General features: G+C 35.7%; 14 protein-coding genes. 7 read left to right on the forward strand and 7 right to left on the reverse strand.

The window, feature by feature from the left end; genetic code table 11:
- Positions 1-9 precede the first annotated feature (9 nt).
- Positions 10-1284 carry an argininosuccinate lyase gene (argH, locus tag P163_RS04260; RefSeq protein ID WP_034888019.1) on the forward strand — a complete coding sequence of 425 codons (1275 nt, stop codon included), beginning with the start codon at positions 10-12 and terminating at the stop codon, positions 1282-1284.
- 69 nt (positions 1285-1353) lie between these two features.
- On the opposite strand, the gene P163_RS04265 is transcribed toward argH, so the two are convergent.
- Genes P163_RS04265 through panB form a run of 3 tightly spaced genes read right to left on the reverse strand, consistent with a single transcriptional unit; the run spans position 1354 to position 3797 of the window.
- On the reverse strand, positions 1354-2205 hold the full coding sequence (locus tag P163_RS04265) for a neutral zinc metallopeptidase (RefSeq protein ID WP_034888020.1): 852 nt from the start codon (positions 2203-2205) through the stop codon (positions 1354-1356).
- 48 nt (positions 2206-2253) lie between these two features.
- A complete protein-coding gene (locus P163_RS04270; protein WP_034888023.1) occupies positions 2254-2961 on the reverse strand; it encodes an RluA family pseudouridine synthase in 708 nt (235 codons plus the stop codon).
- A 17-nt stretch (positions 2962-2978) separates the two neighbouring features.
- A complete protein-coding gene (panB, locus tag P163_RS04275) occupies positions 2979-3797 on the reverse strand; it encodes a 3-methyl-2-oxobutanoate hydroxymethyltransferase (protein ID WP_034888025.1) in 819 nt (272 codons plus the stop codon).
- A 62-nt stretch (positions 3798-3859) separates the two neighbouring features.
- Between panB and P163_RS04280 the strand changes: the two genes are divergently transcribed.
- On the forward strand, positions 3860-4321 hold the full coding sequence (locus P163_RS04280) for a nuclear transport factor 2 family protein (RefSeq protein ID WP_034888026.1): 462 nt from the start codon (positions 3860-3862) through the stop codon (positions 4319-4321).
- A gap of 40 nt (positions 4322-4361) precedes the next feature.
- On the opposite strand, the gene P163_RS04285 is transcribed toward P163_RS04280, so the two are convergent.
- From P163_RS04285 to P163_RS04295, 3 genes are all read right to left on the reverse strand, one after another.
- Positions 4362-5366, reverse strand: coding sequence for an alcohol dehydrogenase (locus P163_RS04285; protein ID WP_034888027.1), 1005 nt, complete (start codon positions 5364-5366; stop codon positions 4362-4364).
- Between the two features lie 70 nt (positions 5367-5436).
- Positions 5437-6123 (reverse strand): type II CAAX prenyl endopeptidase Rce1 family protein, encoded by a 687-nt coding sequence (locus tag P163_RS04290; RefSeq protein ID WP_034888028.1) that lies wholly within the window; start codon positions 6121-6123, stop codon positions 5437-5439.
- Positions 6124-6179: 56 nt separating this feature from the next.
- Complete coding sequence (locus P163_RS04295; protein ID WP_034888029.1) at positions 6180-7613, reverse strand: L-serine ammonia-lyase; 1434 nt, start codon at positions 7611-7613, stop codon at positions 6180-6182.
- Between the two features lie 312 nt (positions 7614-7925).
- Here P163_RS04295 and dnaK point away from each other — a divergent pair, with 312 nt between their 5' ends.
- Both dnaK and P163_RS17745 read left to right on the forward strand, forming a co-directional pair.
- Positions 7926-9839, forward strand: a complete 1914-nt coding sequence (dnaK, locus tag P163_RS04300) for a molecular chaperone DnaK (protein WP_034888030.1) — start codon at positions 7926-7928, stop codon at positions 9837-9839.
- A 410-nt stretch (positions 9840-10249) separates the two neighbouring features.
- The gene (locus tag P163_RS17745; protein ID WP_051931112.1) at positions 10250-12304 is read left to right on the forward strand and encodes a thrombospondin type 3 repeat-containing protein; all 2055 of its coding nucleotides are present in this window, start codon (positions 10250-10252) and stop codon (positions 12302-12304) included.
- 60 nt (positions 12305-12364) lie between these two features.
- On the opposite strand, the gene P163_RS04310 is transcribed toward P163_RS17745, so the two are convergent.
- Positions 12365-13009, reverse strand: coding sequence for an alpha/beta hydrolase (locus P163_RS04310; protein WP_034888032.1), 645 nt, complete (start codon positions 13007-13009; stop codon positions 12365-12367).
- Positions 13010-13052: 43 nt separating this feature from the next.
- Between P163_RS04310 and P163_RS04315 the strand changes: the two genes are divergently transcribed.
- The 3 genes from P163_RS04315 to menD are packed head-to-tail and all read left to right on the forward strand — an operon-like array spanning position 13053 to position 16409.
- On the forward strand, positions 13053-13481 hold the full coding sequence (locus P163_RS04315) for a PaaI family thioesterase (RefSeq protein ID WP_034888034.1): 429 nt from the start codon (positions 13053-13055) through the stop codon (positions 13479-13481).
- Positions 13474-14625, forward strand: coding sequence for a chorismate-binding protein (locus tag P163_RS04320; protein WP_034888036.1), 1152 nt, complete (start codon positions 13474-13476; stop codon positions 14623-14625). The genes P163_RS04315 and P163_RS04320 overlap by 8 nt, the downstream gene beginning before the upstream one ends.
- Positions 14626-14675: 50 nt before the next feature.
- Complete coding sequence (gene menD / locus P163_RS04325) at positions 14676-16409, forward strand: 2-succinyl-5-enolpyruvyl-6-hydroxy-3-cyclohexene-1-carboxylic-acid synthase (RefSeq protein ID WP_034888038.1); 1734 nt, start codon at positions 14676-14678, stop codon at positions 16407-16409.
- The last annotated feature ends 58 nt before the right edge of the window (positions 16410-16467 follow it).

Genomic DNA, 16467 nt, shown 5'->3' on the forward strand with positions numbered 1-16467 from the left:
AATTACATTATGAAACTTTGGGATAAAGGTATTTCTATAGATAAAAGAATTGAAAAATTCACCGTTGGAAACGACAGGGAATTGGATATGTTCTTGGCAGAATACGATATGATCGCTTCTAAAGCACATGCTAAAATGCTAGGGAAGGTTGGAATTCTTGCAGCCGATGAGGTTGATAATATTGTTGTAGAATTAGATAAACTATTAGTTCAGCTTGAAAATGGCGAATTTAAGATAGAAGCAGATTTTGAAGATGTTCATTCTAAGATCGAGTTTGAATTGACAAAAGTTCTTGGAGATACCGGAAAGAAGATACACACGGCTCGTTCTAGAAACGATCAGGTTTTAGTTGCGATGCAGCTCTATTTTAAAGAGAATTTAAAAAGCATTCATGCTAAAACCGAAGAATTGATAGATGTGCTCCTTGGTCTTGCTGAAAAGCATCAAGAAAAATTACTTCCGGGATATACACATTTACAGGTAGCGATGCCTTCATCCTTTGGGTTATGGTTTTCAGCCTATGCAGAATTGTTGATAGATGATCTATATCTTTTACAAGCAGGTTTAAAGATTGTAGACCAAAATCCTTTAGGATCTGCTGCTGGGTATGGTTCTTCTTTTCCAATAGACAGAGAATTCACCACCAAAGAATTAGGTTTCAAAACTTTAAAATATAACGTGGTAGCGGCACAGATGAGCAGAGGTAAATGTGAACGTACGGTTACTTCTAATATAGCATCGGTGGCTAATACGCTTTCTAGATTTGCTATGGATATCTGCTTATATATGAGTCAGAATTTTGACTTTATTACCTTTCCCGATGAGCTTACCACCGGTTCTAGCATTATGCCGCATAAGAAGAATCCGGATGTTTTTGAGCTGATTAGAGGAAAATGTAATAAGCTGCAAGCTATTGCAAATGAAATGATCTTGATCACTAATAACCTGCCAAGTGGATATCATAGAGATTTTCAGCTTATAAAAGAGAATAGCATCTACGCGGTTGAAAATATAAAAGAGATCTTAGATATTTTTATCTATTCTATCGCTTTGATCAAAGTGAAAGATATCAATATGCAGGATGAAAAATATAAGTATTTATTTACTGTAGATAGTATAAACGATTTGGTGATTAATGGAGGAACTTTTAGAGACGCCTATAAAGAAATTGGAGGGCAAGTTCAAGATGGAACTTACAAGCCTGCAATGGGTAAGAAACATACTCACATTGGGAGCAAAGACAACTTAGCATTAGGTGAAATCGCAAAGAAAAAATCGCTTTAAATAATCTTTCACTAAATAAAAAGCCTCTAGTTTTTAACTAGAGGCTTTTTTAATATTATTATTTGACGTCTATCTTGATAAGCCTAATGCGCCAAAAGTATCACCTTGGTTAACATCTCCACTTCTATATCCTTTCATAAACCAATCCATACGTTGTTTTGAAGTTCCATGGGTAAAAGCATCGGGAACAACTCTACCTTGAGTACGTTTTTGAATAGCATCATCTCCAACGGCATTTGCTGCGCTCATAGCTTCTTCAATATCACCTTCTTCTAAGTATTTTTTATTATAATGAGCCCAAACTCCAGCGTAGAAATCTGCTTGAAGTTCTAAGGCTACAGAAAATTCATTGGCTTCTGCCTGACTTTTACCCTGTTGTAATTGTCTTACTTGTCTGGAAGTTCCAACCAAGGTTTGTACATGATGTCCCACTTCATGAGCTATAACATATGCAATGGCAAAATCTCCACCTTTGGCTCCAAATCTATTTTTCAATTCGTCAAAAAAGGCAAGATCCATATAAACTTTTTGATCTGAAGGGCAATAAAATGGTCCTGTAGCCGCAGAAGCACCACCGCAAGCTGTCTGTACAGCATCAGTAAAAAGAACTACTCCAGGTTCACTGTAATCAGATCCCATATCTGCAAAGATCTTATTCCAGATATCTTCTGTATCTACCACAACTGCATTAATAAATTTTCCAGATTCTTTTTCTTCTGCGGTAAGTTCTCTTTGCTCTGTTGGAGCAGAAGATTGACTCTCGATCTGATTTAAGATATCTGAGGTATCTCCGCCAGAAAATAACTGAATAGCTAATATAATAAGTCCTATAACTCCTCCTCCGGCAATTAATTTACCTTTACTAGAGCTACCTCTTCGGTCTTCAACATTCGAACTTTGTCTTCTACCTTGCCATTTCATGATCTTGTATATTTTTGCTTAAAAATACTATTTTATACGTTAAGCAAATTATAAAATATTGATCGCATTCCAAATAGGATCACTAGGAGTTGGTGCTATAACTTCTATTGGTATATTTTTAACAGGATGCTCAAAAGTGAGCTTTCTAGCGTGAAGATGTATGCTTGCGTCTTTATTACTTCTATCAAATCCATATTTTAGATCGCCTTTTATTGGACAACCAATGGATGATAACTGACTTCTAATTTGATGATGTCTCCCGGTATGAAGATCTATTTCTAGAAGGTAATAATTATCTAATTTCTGAAGAATCTTATAATCAAGAATCGCCTTTTTACTTTCCGGAACCTCTTTAATGTGAGCAAAGGATTTATTCTGTTTTTGGTTACGTTTCATGTAATGTACCAAAGTTCCTTGCTCTTGTGGAGGCATATTTTTTACAACTGCCCAATACGTTTTTTTAGCTTCTTTATCTTTAAATAACTTGTTTAGACGAGGTAATGCTTTTGAAGTTTTAGCAAACATTACAATTCCGCTGGTTGGGCGATCTAATCTATGCACTACCCCAAGATAAACCGCACCGGGCTTATTATATTTTCTTTTGATGAATTCTTTAACAACTTCGCTTAATGGTGTATCACCTGTTTTATCGCCCTGAACGATATCTCCAGGGCGTTTATTTACTATAATAATATGATTGTCTTCATGTAATACTTGAAGATTCTTTGGTGTAGATAGAATTTTATCTGATTTCAAATTCTGAATTTAAGCGCTTAATATTGTTCCTGATCATTAGGGAAATCACCAGATTTCACATCACTTCTATAATTTTCAAAAGCATTGGTCATTTCTGAATAAAGATCAAGATACCTTCTCAAAAATCTAGGGTTGAATTCATGCGTCATTCCAATCATGTCATGAACTACTAAAACCTGACCATCAACGCCATTTCCTGCCCCAATTCCTATTACTGGAATAGAAACACTTTCTGCCACTTCTTTAGCCAGCTTTGCAGGTACTTTTTCCAATACCATTGCAAAACAACCTAGTTTTTCTAGCATTAAAGCATCTGCTTTCAATTTTTCTGCTTCTTCATCTTCTTTGGCTCTTACGGTATACGTTCCGAATTTGTAGATAGATTGCGGCGTTAATCCTAGATGTCCCATCACCGGAATTCCTGCATTCAGAATTCTTTTTATAGAATCTTTAACCTCTTTTCCTCCTTCAAGTTTCACAGCATGTCCGCCGCTTTCTTTCATAATTCTAATAGAAGAACGCAAAGCTTCTTTTGGATCACTTTGGTAACTTCCAAAGGGAAGATCCACCACCACCAAAGACCTTTCAATTCCTCTCACAACACTAGCTGCATGATAGATCATCTGGTCTAATGTTATTGGAAGCGTAGTTTCGTGTCCGGCCATCACATTACTGGCAGAATCACCAACGAGAATCACGTCTATTCCAGAGCTGTCTACGATCTTGGCCATGGTGTAATCATAAGCCGTTAACATCGCTATTTTTTCTCCGTTTTTTTTCATCTCTACCAAAGATTTGGTGGTGATGCGCTTGTATTGTTTTTTTGCAACTGACATTTGTGAGTTTTTAAGTGGAGTAAAAGTACTAAATTAGAACACCACATTCAAACACTTAAAAAATGAAGATTTTAAGCTCATGCCTTTTGATTTTGATATCCATTAGTTCATTGGCTGCTCAAGAAAATAAAGCTGAAACAGAAGTGAAAGAAACCATTCAGGAATTTTTTCAGGCTTTTCATGAGCAGGATTCAATCAAGCTACGAGCTATGGTAGTTCCTTCAATTTATATGCAATCTATAGCAGTAGATAGTTCTGGAAATTCAGAATTAGAATCGGAAGAATATTCTAAATTTTTGAAATCTATAGTTTCTATACCGAGCACTACAAAATTTGAAGAAAGATTAATCTCTTTTGATATAAGAATGAATGGAGCATTAGCTAGTGTAATTACTCCATATTCTTTTTACGTAAATGATATTTTGAGTCATTGCGGAGTAAATTCTTTTCAGTTATATAAAACAGAAGGTGAATGGAAAATAATCCATATTGTAGACACCAGAAAAAAAGAAGGCTGCAAATAATTAAATTTACTGCCTTCTGTATTTAAATCTTTAAGTTTGATTATGGTTTTAAGACCACTCTAAATCTCGCTTTATTATTGATCATTCTATCATATGCTTTTTCTACTTCTTCTAAAGGATATTCCTCTATCATAGGTTTAGTTGCCGTCATAGCGCTAAATTTCAAAGTATCTTCAGAATCTATAGCAGTTCCGCTAGGCCATCCGGCAACAGATTTTCTACCCATTAATAATTGCATTGGCGAAACCTGAATTGGTTCCCCCGTAGCTGCTACCATTAATAATTTTCCATCTATAGCCAAACCATCTACTACAGATGTTATTGCTTTTGCGTAAGGTGCTGTTGCCAAAATTAATTTTGCGCCTCCTAATTTTTGAAGTTCTTCTGCAGGATCGGAATTTCCTGTATTTATAAAGTGATGAGCACCTAACTCTTCAGCTAGTTTCTTTTTATCGTCGCTGGTAGAAATAGCTACCGTTCTCATTCCCATTTTGGAAGCATACTGAATAGCAAGGTGACCTAGACCACCAATTCCCTGAACGGCTACTACATCTCCGGCTTTAATCCCAGAATTTCTTAAGGCATTAAAAGTGGTTATTCCCGCGCAAAGTAAAGGTGCGGCATCTGCGGAAGATAATTCTTCTGGAATTGCGGCAATAGCTTCTTGAGGGGCGCACATATATTCGGCATAACCACCATCATAAGAAATTCCGCTGATCTTTGCATTTTCACAACTTATAAAATCTCCTCTTCTACAAGGTTCACATTCAAAACAATGTCCGCCGTGCCATCCAACTCCAACACGTTGACCTACTTTCCATTTATTCACATTTTCTCCAACCTCTTCTACAATACCCACAACCTCATGGCCAGGCACTCTAGGAAATTCTATTCCCGGAAAGGCTCCTTGCTTTACAAAATCGTCGCTATGACAAATTCCGCAAGCTTCTACTTTTATTAAAATTTCGTTTTTTTTAGGAGATGGTTTCTCCATGTCTACTAACACAAAGTCTCCACCTTTTTCCTGTACTTGTACAGCTTTCATTATTGCAATTTTTTGGTGAGTCTTGAAATTACAAAATATGTGCTTCTACTATATCTAAGACTTTGTTAAACTAAGAAAGCAATTTGGGGAATAGCAAGAATAATACGGTAGCATTGTTCATGGCGTGCATGGCCATAGACCATCCAAGTCCTTTATTTTCGATCTTTATCTTGCCAAAGAAGAATCCGGCAATAATTCTTGGAAAAATCATGATGAAGAGTATAAAATTTAATTGAAATCCATCTACATAATTATATACATGTACCATTCCGAAGATCACTGATGTTAGGAGCCAGATATATATGTGGTATTTATTCAGAAAATATGAAATATTTACTTGCCAAGTATTTGGAATAAATTCTTTTAGAAAAACAAAGAGAAGTACTGCTAGTAGTATTAAAAATCCAAATTTTAACGCCCAGTGTATATCTTCTGGAATGTAGGGTGCTGCAATTACGATTATCCAAGTACAGATAAAGAAAATGAGTTCATTCTTTGAAGGTTTTACTATAGATCTAAACATGCCTTCTTCCATTATAGGAGCTAAAATTACAGCCAGGATCATAAATTTAAAAGGAGCTTCTTTTATAAGAGTATTAAGATCGGTTTGTTGATATTGATTGATATCAAAGCTTGGAAAAATTGCATGAAGAATTCCAATGGCAATAAAAAAAACGAAATAAGATCCCAACATTAATCCGTAGTTAAGAAACAGATTTTTAAGTTTGATCTTAAGTTTAAGGTTGGCGTAAGACAATGTAAATTTTTATAGCCTAGGTTGGGCTTAATTTCTATAAAGATATTTAAATTTATTTAGCAGTCGCTTAAACTCACCTTTACCGCCAAACCACCTTCAGAAGTTTCTTTGTATTTAGAGTTCATGTCTTTTGCTGTGTCCCACATGGTCTCGATTACTTTATCTAACGGAACCTTTGCTTTAGTAGCATCGCTATCCATTGCAATTTCTGCTGCATTAATAGCTTTAATTGCACCCATAGCATTTCTTTCTATACATGGAATTTGCACAAGTCCAGCAATAGGGTCACAAGTAAGACCAAGATGATGTTCCATAGCAATTTCGCTTGCCATTAAAACTTGGGCAGGAGTTCCGCCCATAACTTCGGTAAGTGCTCCTGCGGCCATGGCAGAGGAAACACCAATTTCTGCCTGACATCCACCCATAGCGGCAGATATGGTAGCTCCTTTTTTGAAAAGGCTTCCAATTTCTCCAGCTACCAGCATAAATCTTTTTATATCTTCAAAAGTAGCATCATGGTTTTCAATTACCATATAATACATTAATACTGCGGGTACGGTACCTGCACTTCCATTAGTAGGAGCAGTAACAACTCTTCCTAAAGATGCGTTTACTTCATTTACACTAATAGCAAAACAACTTACCCATTTAAGGATCTGTCTAAATTTAACTTCAGTAAGTCTGATGCTTTCCAGCCATTCTTGTGGGGTGGAATATTTTGAATCTCCAATAAGTTTTTTATGAATATCAAAAGCGCGTCTGTGTACGTTGAGTCCGCCAGGTAAAGTTCCTTCGGTATGACAGCCTGTATACATAGATTCTAGCATTACCTGCCATACCTGTTTCAGGCCATTATCTATTTCTTCTTCAGTTCTTAGAGATTTTTCATTTTCCAGAACGATCTCAGAAATTGTTTTATTTTCAGAATTGCAATAGGCCAAAAGCTCTGTTGCTTTTTCTACTGGAAAAGGGAAATCTTCAAAGATCTCCATTTTCTTTTTAGCATTTTTACGTTCTTCTTTAACTACAAAACCACCACCTATAGAATAGAAAGAAGAAAAGGTTTTCTTTCCATTTTTTAAACAAGCTCTAAAGGTCATTCCATTTGGGTGAAAAGGAAGAAATTTTCTATTGAATTTTATATTTTCCTTAGGATCAAAATTAATAGGATTTTCACCGTTAAGCAGAATAGATTTTGTAGCTCTAATATTAAATATTTCAGGATCTATAAGTTCTATATCCATTTTTACTGGATCAAATCCGCAAAGGCCTAGCATTACAGCAATATCTGTAGCGTGTCCGGTTCCTGTTAAAGATAGTGAACCATAAAGATCTACATGAATGCTTTCTACATCATCAAAGGTTTTCTTCTGCTTTAATTCTCCAATCCAACGTTGAGCAGCCCGCCACGGTCCAAGGGTGTGGGAACTTGATGGGCCAACGCCTACCTTAAGCATATCAAAAACGCTTATACATTCTATTTTTCGCATTCTAAATCGATATTTGAAGACAAAAATATGAATTTGTTAATATAGGACTTCATTTTTTCTGAATTCTTATTAAGAAATATGCAGTGTCTTTTTGCATTAGGGATTGTAGCGGCATCCTTTTAATTTTTTAGTTTAAAATTAAAAGATAAAGCGAAAAGCCCGACCTCTTACCCGTATTGAATATGGAGGGAAAGAGGGAATGCCATTAGTAAAGAAATTTATGACAACCTGTCATAATGAAACCGCTGGCATAATGATTGACTATTACTGAGTGTTAAATTAGAACAATAATAATAATCAACGTATAAAGTTATGAGTAAAATAATTGGAATTGACTTAGGTACTACCAACTCGTGCGTTGCCGTAATGGAAGGTAACGAACCAACGGTAATTCCTAATGCTGAAGGTAAGAGAACTACTCCTTCTGTAATAGCATTTGTAGAGGGTGGAGAAATTAAAGTTGGAGATCCTGCAAAGCGTCAGGCTGTAACAAACCCAACAAAAACAATATCTTCTATAAAGCGATTTATGGGGAACAAATTCACAGAATCTTCAAAAGAAGCAGGACGTGTACCTTACAAAGTGGTAAAAGGAGATAATGATACTCCAAGAGTAGAAATTGATGGACGTTTGTATACTCCGCAGGAATTATCTGCAATGGTATTACAAAAGATGAAGAAGACAGCTGAAGATTATTTAGGACAAACAGTAACCGAAGCGGTTATTACTGTACCTGCTTACTTCAACGATGCTCAACGTCAGGCAACAAAAGAAGCTGGAGAGATCTCTGGTTTAAAAGTTAGAAGAATTATAAATGAGCCTACAGCAGCAGCTTTGGCTTATGGTCTTGATAAAAAATCTACCGATCAAAAAATTGCAGTATATGACCTTGGTGGTGGTACTTTTGATATTTCTATCCTTGAATTAGGAGATGGAGTTTTTGAAGTATTATCTACAAACGGAGATACGCATTTAGGTGGAGATGATTTTGATGAAGTTATTATCGATTTCCTAGCAGATGGTTTTCAAAAAGCGGAAGACATAGATCTTAGAAAAGATCCTATGGCACTTCAACGTTTAAAAGAAGCAGCAGAGAAAGCTAAGATTGAATTGTCTTCTTCTACACAAACAGAAATTAACTTACCATATGTAACGGCTACCGCTAGCGGACCAAAACACTTGGTAGAGACTCTTACAAGATCTAAATTTGAGCAATTAGCTCATGAGCTTGTAAAACGTTCTATGGATCCTGTGCAAAAAGCACTTAGTGATGCAGGACTTTCTAAGAGTGATATAGATGAAGTTATCTTGGTAGGTGGATCTACTCGTATTCCTAAAATTCAGGAAGAAGTAGAAGCATTTTTCGGAAAGAAACCTTCTAAAGGAGTTAACCCAGATGAGGTTGTTGCAATTGGAGCAGCTATTCAAGGGGGTGTATTAACAGGAGATGTAAAAGATGTATTGTTACTAGATGTAACGCCTCTTTCTCTTGGTATTGAAACAATGGGTGGAGTTATGACTAAATTAATTGAGTCTAACACAACTATTCCAACCAAAAAATCTCAGGTATTTTCTACCGCAGCAGATAATCAACCATCTGTAGAGATTCATGTATTGCAAGGGGAACGCCCAATGGCTACAGATAATAATACTATTGGTAGATTCCACTTAGATGGTATTCCACCAGCTCAAAGAGGTACTCCTCAAATTGAAGTAACCTTTGATATTGATGCTAACGGTATTATTAAAGTAAGTGCTACAGATAAAGCTACCAATAAAACTCAGGATATTAGAATTGAAGCTTCTTCAGGATTAACAGAAGAAGAAATTCAAAAAATGAAGCAGGAAGCGGAAGCGAATGCTGAATCTGATAAGAAAACGAAAGAAAAAGTAGATAAGCTTAATGAAGCTGATGCTATGATCTTCCAAACTGAGAAGCAATTAAAAGAATTTGGTGATAAGATATCTGAAGATAAGAAGAAGCCAGTTGAAAGTGCTTTAGAAGATTTGAAGAAAGCTTATGAAACTAAAGAAGTGGAAACAATTTCTCCAGCTTTAGATAAGCTTAATGAAGCTTGGAAAACTGCATCTGAAGAGATGTATAAAGCACAAGCAGAAGCTCAAGGTGGCGCGCAACAAGGTGCACCGGGAGCTGAATCTAACGGAGAAGCTGCTGGAAACGCAAGCGACGACGTTGAAGATGTAGACTTCGAAGAAGTGAAGTAATTCATTTTACATATTAGACCTTGCTTTTAAGGTTTAACTAAAAGATCCCGATGCAAGTCGGGATCTTTTTTTTTATAAATATTTTAAATAAAAATGTTTTGCTCGCTTCAGATTATTGAATCTTTAGATTTTACAGATTCTAAAATTATGTATTGAACATAGAACATAATTTTAGTCTTCGATTTTATGTTTCTTATTTATAATGGAAAACCCCTATTGATATGAATTCATCTTCATTCATATCTTTATAAAAATTATAATAGGCTAAACTTCCCTCCAGATTATCCTATAAATTTCTTCCCTCCAATTATTGAATTACAAAGCCTCCCGCATTTTATTATCGGCTCTCTGAATGCTTATCATCTAATGATAAATGCAGTTATACTTTCCTAACCATTCAATATATTATTATGAAAAATTTTAAATTTTTAATTGCCTTTGCGGCAATGATCATCTTACTTTTTACATATTGTAGTAAAGATGATGTCAATGATCAAAATAGTGAGACAAACTCAGAGCTTGTTTCCATATCGTTTGATGCTGTGCTGAAAGACTTCAATACAAATCGAAGCTTAACTAAACAAAACCAGTTAGCAGATATTCCAGAATGTCTGGATAATGTACCATCTAAAGTTAGAGTAGCGTTAAAAGACAGCGAGGGAGCATGGGTTTCTATGGCAAATGGTGATGCTGGAGAGTTTATTGAAATTCCAGTTATTGCCAATGATGAAGGAGGATGGATGACAAAAGAATCTGCAGATCTAGAATTACCGCCGGGAGATTACACTTTAGAATATTTTGCAGTTTTGGACACAGATAATAATGTTCTTTGGATCGCTCCCAGAGAAAATGATGATTATGGTCCAGCCAATTTTGCCAATTTTGTAAGTGATGCCTTGCCAATTGCTATTGATCTTAGAGCGGGTGTAAAAAAGTATATAGATGTAGAAGTTCTATGTTATGATGAGCGAATGGCAGATGAGTATGGATACCTATTCTTTGATTTTTCTCAAGTAGATGTAATTACCTTGTGCTTATTTGGAAATTACTGTGATGTAACAGGAAGGCATTACCCAGCAAGATTTAGTGTAGAAGCTTGGATATTCTCTGGAGATCTGGCAGATCCAAAATTAGGAGAACCTCTTACCAATGGTATGTTAACAAACGAGACCGGAATTTATGAAGATACGGAAGACGCTTTTGCAAGACCCTTGTGTATAGCGCTGCCAAATTCTTCTGATGAGGATACCTATTATATTGAGATCAAATTGTTAGGATTTGAAGGAGTATATACAGATCCTGAAGTACCTGTAGAAACTTTAGTGATCACAGATACAGAAATATTAGACTTGTATAATGGCGAGTCCAATACTTATTACCACTTTAGAATAGGTTGTGAAGAAACCGAAGAATGTGCTAATGATATGGATTGTGATGGTATTGCAGATGATGTGGATAATTGCCCAATGAAAGCAAATGCAGACCAAACAGATACAGATGGAGATGGTGTGGGAGATGTTTGTGATAATTGCGTGAATATTGCTAACGCAGATCAGGTAGATGCAGACCAAGATGGAATTGGTGATGCTTGCGAAGATCTTTCAACAGATGATGATGGAGATGGAGTTCCTAATGATATTGATGAGTGTCCAGGCACTCCTTCAGGAACGCCTGTAGATATTAAAGGGTGTGAAAGCATTCAAGTACCAGGAAGAGATGTTGTAGTATTTAATGACGCCAATATGTTTGACGATAATGCAATGGAAGATCCAGACAATATTAGATTTGTAGAAAATTTGGTTACTTATACCACTACAGGTTCTCGTAATGCTGGTGATGTTGTTTGGATTGATAGGGGCCGCAGCGCAGCTTGTTACTCTAACGGGGAATGTGACGAAGATGGATGGAGTAAAATGGAGGAAACAATTACCAATACAGGACTTACTGTTACTAGCGTTTTCTCAAATGCTGGTTCATTAACTAACATTCCTGCAGATGTTAAGGTGATATTTTTAGTGATGCCAACTCTTCAATACACCGTTGCAGAGATAAATGCTTTTAAAGCTTTTGCTGCTGAAGGAGGACGAATCATTTTTGTTGGAGAACATTCAAGTTTCTATTTCTTTATAGATGTACAAAATCAGTTCTTATTGAATATGGGAGCAGTATTAACGAATACTGGTGGATTGGTGGATTGTGGTTATACTGTTATACCGCAATCATCTAATCGAGTGCATCCAATAATGGCAGGAATCACAGATCTTACCATTGCATGTGCCTCTGTTATAGAAATAGGAGTAGATGATTTCGCATTGTTCTATGATACTACTAATACAAAAGTATTAGCAGGAGTTGCGAAAATAGATACCACCCCAATATCTGAATTAAAGGCTTCCTCTATCAGATTTGACAATCCTGTACGTAATAGAAATTCAAAATCTACGTCATCGGGTATTCAACCTTAAAACGGGTAAAGATGAGATGTAAGATAAAAGAAAGTCGCTATTTAGCGGCTTTTTTTTTGATTAGCTTTCACCAATATTAGATAGAATTTCTGGTCTAACTTCATGGCCACCATCAAAAGTGATAACGTTTAAATTCTTTGGAAACAATTCTTTTAAACGTTCGTGTTCTACTTTTACAACTCCAGCTTTCAGGTATTCATCTTGAGTTCCGTAAATAAAAGAGAATTTAGTATCGGTTAGAAATTCAAAATCTTTAGTAGCTAATTCCTGTGGTACTTTTCCTGAGAGGAGAATTAAATTCTTGCATTGTATCTTTTCTCTGGCAACAAATCTGGTTGCTATAGAAACTCCTTGAGAGTATCCCAAAACATTTAGGTTTTCTACTTTATCTAATCCTTCCGCCTTAAAGACTTCCTTTAAATAGTTCAGAACATTTTCAAATTCTTCTTCCGTATTTTCTTTGGTTAACCAAGACGCACCAACATGGGTATATTTATTATTTAGGTAATATTTAGATTGTGCCTGCGGGGCGATAATGTAATTCTCTTCAGGGTTGAGGTCTTTAAAATACTTCAGAAAATACCTGCTTAGATATCCAATTCCGTGAAAAACCAGCCATACATTTTTTGTTTTTGAGGTATACTCGTTTAAAGTGCTATAGGTATTGGTTATCTTATAAGAAACCTGTTTTTCTTCTCTGTTCATCTGCGGTGTTTTGTATTTTTACAAAGTAAACAATCTTATAGCAATGGAGAAGCAGGAAATTCTGGCAAAGTGTAATGAAATGTGTAGAAATACATTGATGGATACTTTAGATATTAAATTCACCGATATTGGAGACGATTTTGTGACTGCAGAGATGCCCGTTAATGCTAAAGTTCATCAGCCGGATGGGGTTTTACATGGAGGTGCCACAGTAGCTTTGGCAGAAAGTGTGGGAAGTGTTGCTTCTCATATTTTTATTGACTCTGCGGAATATTATGTTCGCGGAATTGAGATTTCTGCCAATCATCTAAAAAGTATTAAGGAGGGAATGGTGTATGCGAAGGCAACATTTATTCATAAAGGAAGAACCACGCAGCTCTGGAATATTAGAGTTACAGATGCAGAAGATAATTTGATCTCTTTAGTAAAACTTACCACCATTGCACTCCCGAAAAAGAAAAATAATGATTGATCTTACAAATTTTTATCTCCGAATTCAAGAGCAACTCGATCTAGACTTACCATTTGTAGCATATAGAAAAGCTTCTAATACTCCAAATCAGGAAAATTTAAGAGGTTTTTTTCAAAAAGATGATCAAACACATCTCATTCACGATTTTGAAGAAAGCGGATTTGTTTTCGCTCCTTTTGATAATGAACAAGATAGTTTTTTGATTCCTTCAGATGAATCAGAGTTTTTAGAGGCTGATTTTCAAGTGGATGATGATAATATGTCCGATAATTCAATTTCGATAGAGATAGAAAGTGAAGCAGGAAAACAAAATCATTTAGATCTTGTTCAGCAAGCATTAGACGCTATTAAGAATGGCGATCTTAAAAAAGTAGTGCTTTCCAGAAAGGAAAGTGTAAAATTGGAGGCTCCAAATGCACTTTTGCTTTTTAGAAAAATGCTTTCAAAATATCCTACCGCCTTTGTATACCTCTGGTACCATCCAAAGGTTGGGATTTGGTTAGGTGCTACTCCAGAAACCTTACTTCAGATAAAAAGAAATAGACTAAAGACCATGGCGCTTGCCGGTACTCAAAAGCTCGAGAATACTACAGACGTGGAATGGGGTTTAAAAGAGATCGAAGAACAAGAATTTGTAACCAATTCTATCATTGAAAATATTGGAGATCTTGATCTTGATAAAAATGATATTTTAAAATCCGGACCTTATACCGTTCAAGCCGGAAAATTGCTTCATCTTAGAACAGATATCAGCGTTAAAATAGATGATAAAGTGAAGTTGGAACATTTAATTCAAGCAATTCATCCAACTCCTGCTATTTGTGGTTTGCCTAAAAAAGAAGCAAAAGACTTTATTCTGAAAAATGAAAAGTATAACAGGGAATTCTATACCGGTTTTTTAGGTGAATTGAACATCAAAGAAAAAGTTCAACGAAGCAGTAATCGTAGGAATCGAGAGAATCAGGCTTATCTAAGTGTAGTAAAACAAACCAGTTTATTTGTGAATCTACGTTGTTTAAAATTAGACGAAGATGAAGCAATCTTATATATAGGAGGAGGAATCACTAAAGATTCAGATCCGGAACAAGAATGGATTGAAACTATGAATAAAGCACAAACTATGAAGGCAGTACTTGTTAAATAAGCCTTAGAGATACCTGTTTTTTTCGATGGAAATTGTAATTTTGGGATAGTATGAAGTATTCCAAAATTCCCGTAGCTCAATCTATAGTTGCCTTGTGTGTAGCTAAGAATATTAAACATGTAGTAATTTCTCCAGGTTCTAGAAATGCACCTTTAACCATTGGTTTTACGCACCATCCTGAAATTAATTCTTATAGTATTGTAGATGAACGTTGTGCTGCATTCTTTGCTTTAGGAATGGCGCAGCAATTGGGGCAACCAGTAGCATTGGTTTGTAGTTCTGGTTCTGCTTTATTAAATTATTATCCCGCTATTTCTGAAGCTTACTACAGCGATATCCCTTTAGTGGTGATCTCTGCAGACAGACCTATTGAGAGAATAGATATTGGAGACGGGCAGACAATTCGCCAAAAAAATGTTTTTGAAAATCATATAGAATACTCTGCAAATCTTTATTCTGAAATCGTGCTAGAGACAAGTTCTACTGATAAGAAACTTTTACAAAAGCAATTTGAATCTCAAAAGCATAACGAGCGTGAGATCAATTTGGCTTTGAATAAAGCGTTAGAGGTTAATGGGCCGGTGCATATAAATGTGCCTTTTTATGAGCCTCTATATGATCTTGTAGAAGATGTTACTGTAAATCCGTTGCAGATATTACCGGAAAAAGTGGAGCGCATCTATAGTGCGAAAGAACTGGAGAGTTATGCTGATATTTGGAATAAGGCAAAACGAAAGATGGTGATCGTAGGAGTGGCGCAACCTAATGCCATAGAGCAGAAATTCCTCGATTATTTAGCTACAGATGAATCGGTTCTGGTATTGACAGAGACTACGTCTAACCTGCAACATGAAGAATTCTTTACCAGAATAGATACCTTGATAGGGCCTATAGAAAAATCAGAAGATTTCAAGCAACAATTCGAGGCACTTCAACCCGATATATTATTGACCTTTGGCGGGATGATAGTTTCAAAGAAGATAAAGGCGTTTTTAAGGAATTATCAACCACAACAACACTGGCATATAGATCCTAAAAAAGCATACAATACGTTCTTCTGCCTGAATAAACATTTTGAAACTTCAGTGAATTCATTTTTTGAAGGATTCTTTCCATTACTTGAAGAAGGGAAGAGTGATTACGCTGCACATTGGAAAAATATCAGAAAACAAAGACAAAAAAGACATGATCTATATATAGAAGAAATTCCATATTCAGATTTTAAAGCAATGCAGGCCATTGTACCTTCAGTTCCTGAAAATTATGTAGTGCAGTTAGGAAATAGCTCTACCGTTAGATATGCCCAATTATTCAAATGGAAGGCTTCTCAGAAGATCTTTTGCAATAGAGGGACAAGCGGAATAGATGGATGTGTTTCTACAGCTGTTGGCGCCGCAACTATTTCTGAAGAGCCAACGCTGCTTATTTGCGGAGATCTTAGTTTCTTTTATGATAGTAACGGAATTTGGAACAACTATATCCCTTCAAATTTTAGAATCATTGTGCTGAATAATGGAGGAGGTGGAATTTTTAGAATTCTTCCGGGTAATAAGAATACCGAGAATTTTGATACTTATTTCGAAACAACGCATCAGCTTAAAGCTAATTCTCTTTGTGAGATGCATAACTTAGAATATGTTGCTGCTTCAAACTCAGATGAAATAAACGAAGCTTTTCAGGATTTCTATAAGGCTTCTGATAGACCTAAGTTGTTAGAAATTTTTACTCCAAGAAAATTAAATGACGAAGTACTGCTGAATTATTTCAGTTTCATGAAATCTTAAGAATAGTTTACGAAAATCTTACTTTAATTTTTTTAAATTGATGACTGTTAAATCATTA

Source organism: Gillisia sp. Hel_I_29 (genome assembly GCF_000744275.1).
Lineage (GTDB): Bacteria > Bacteroidota > Bacteroidia > Flavobacteriales > Flavobacteriaceae > Gillisia.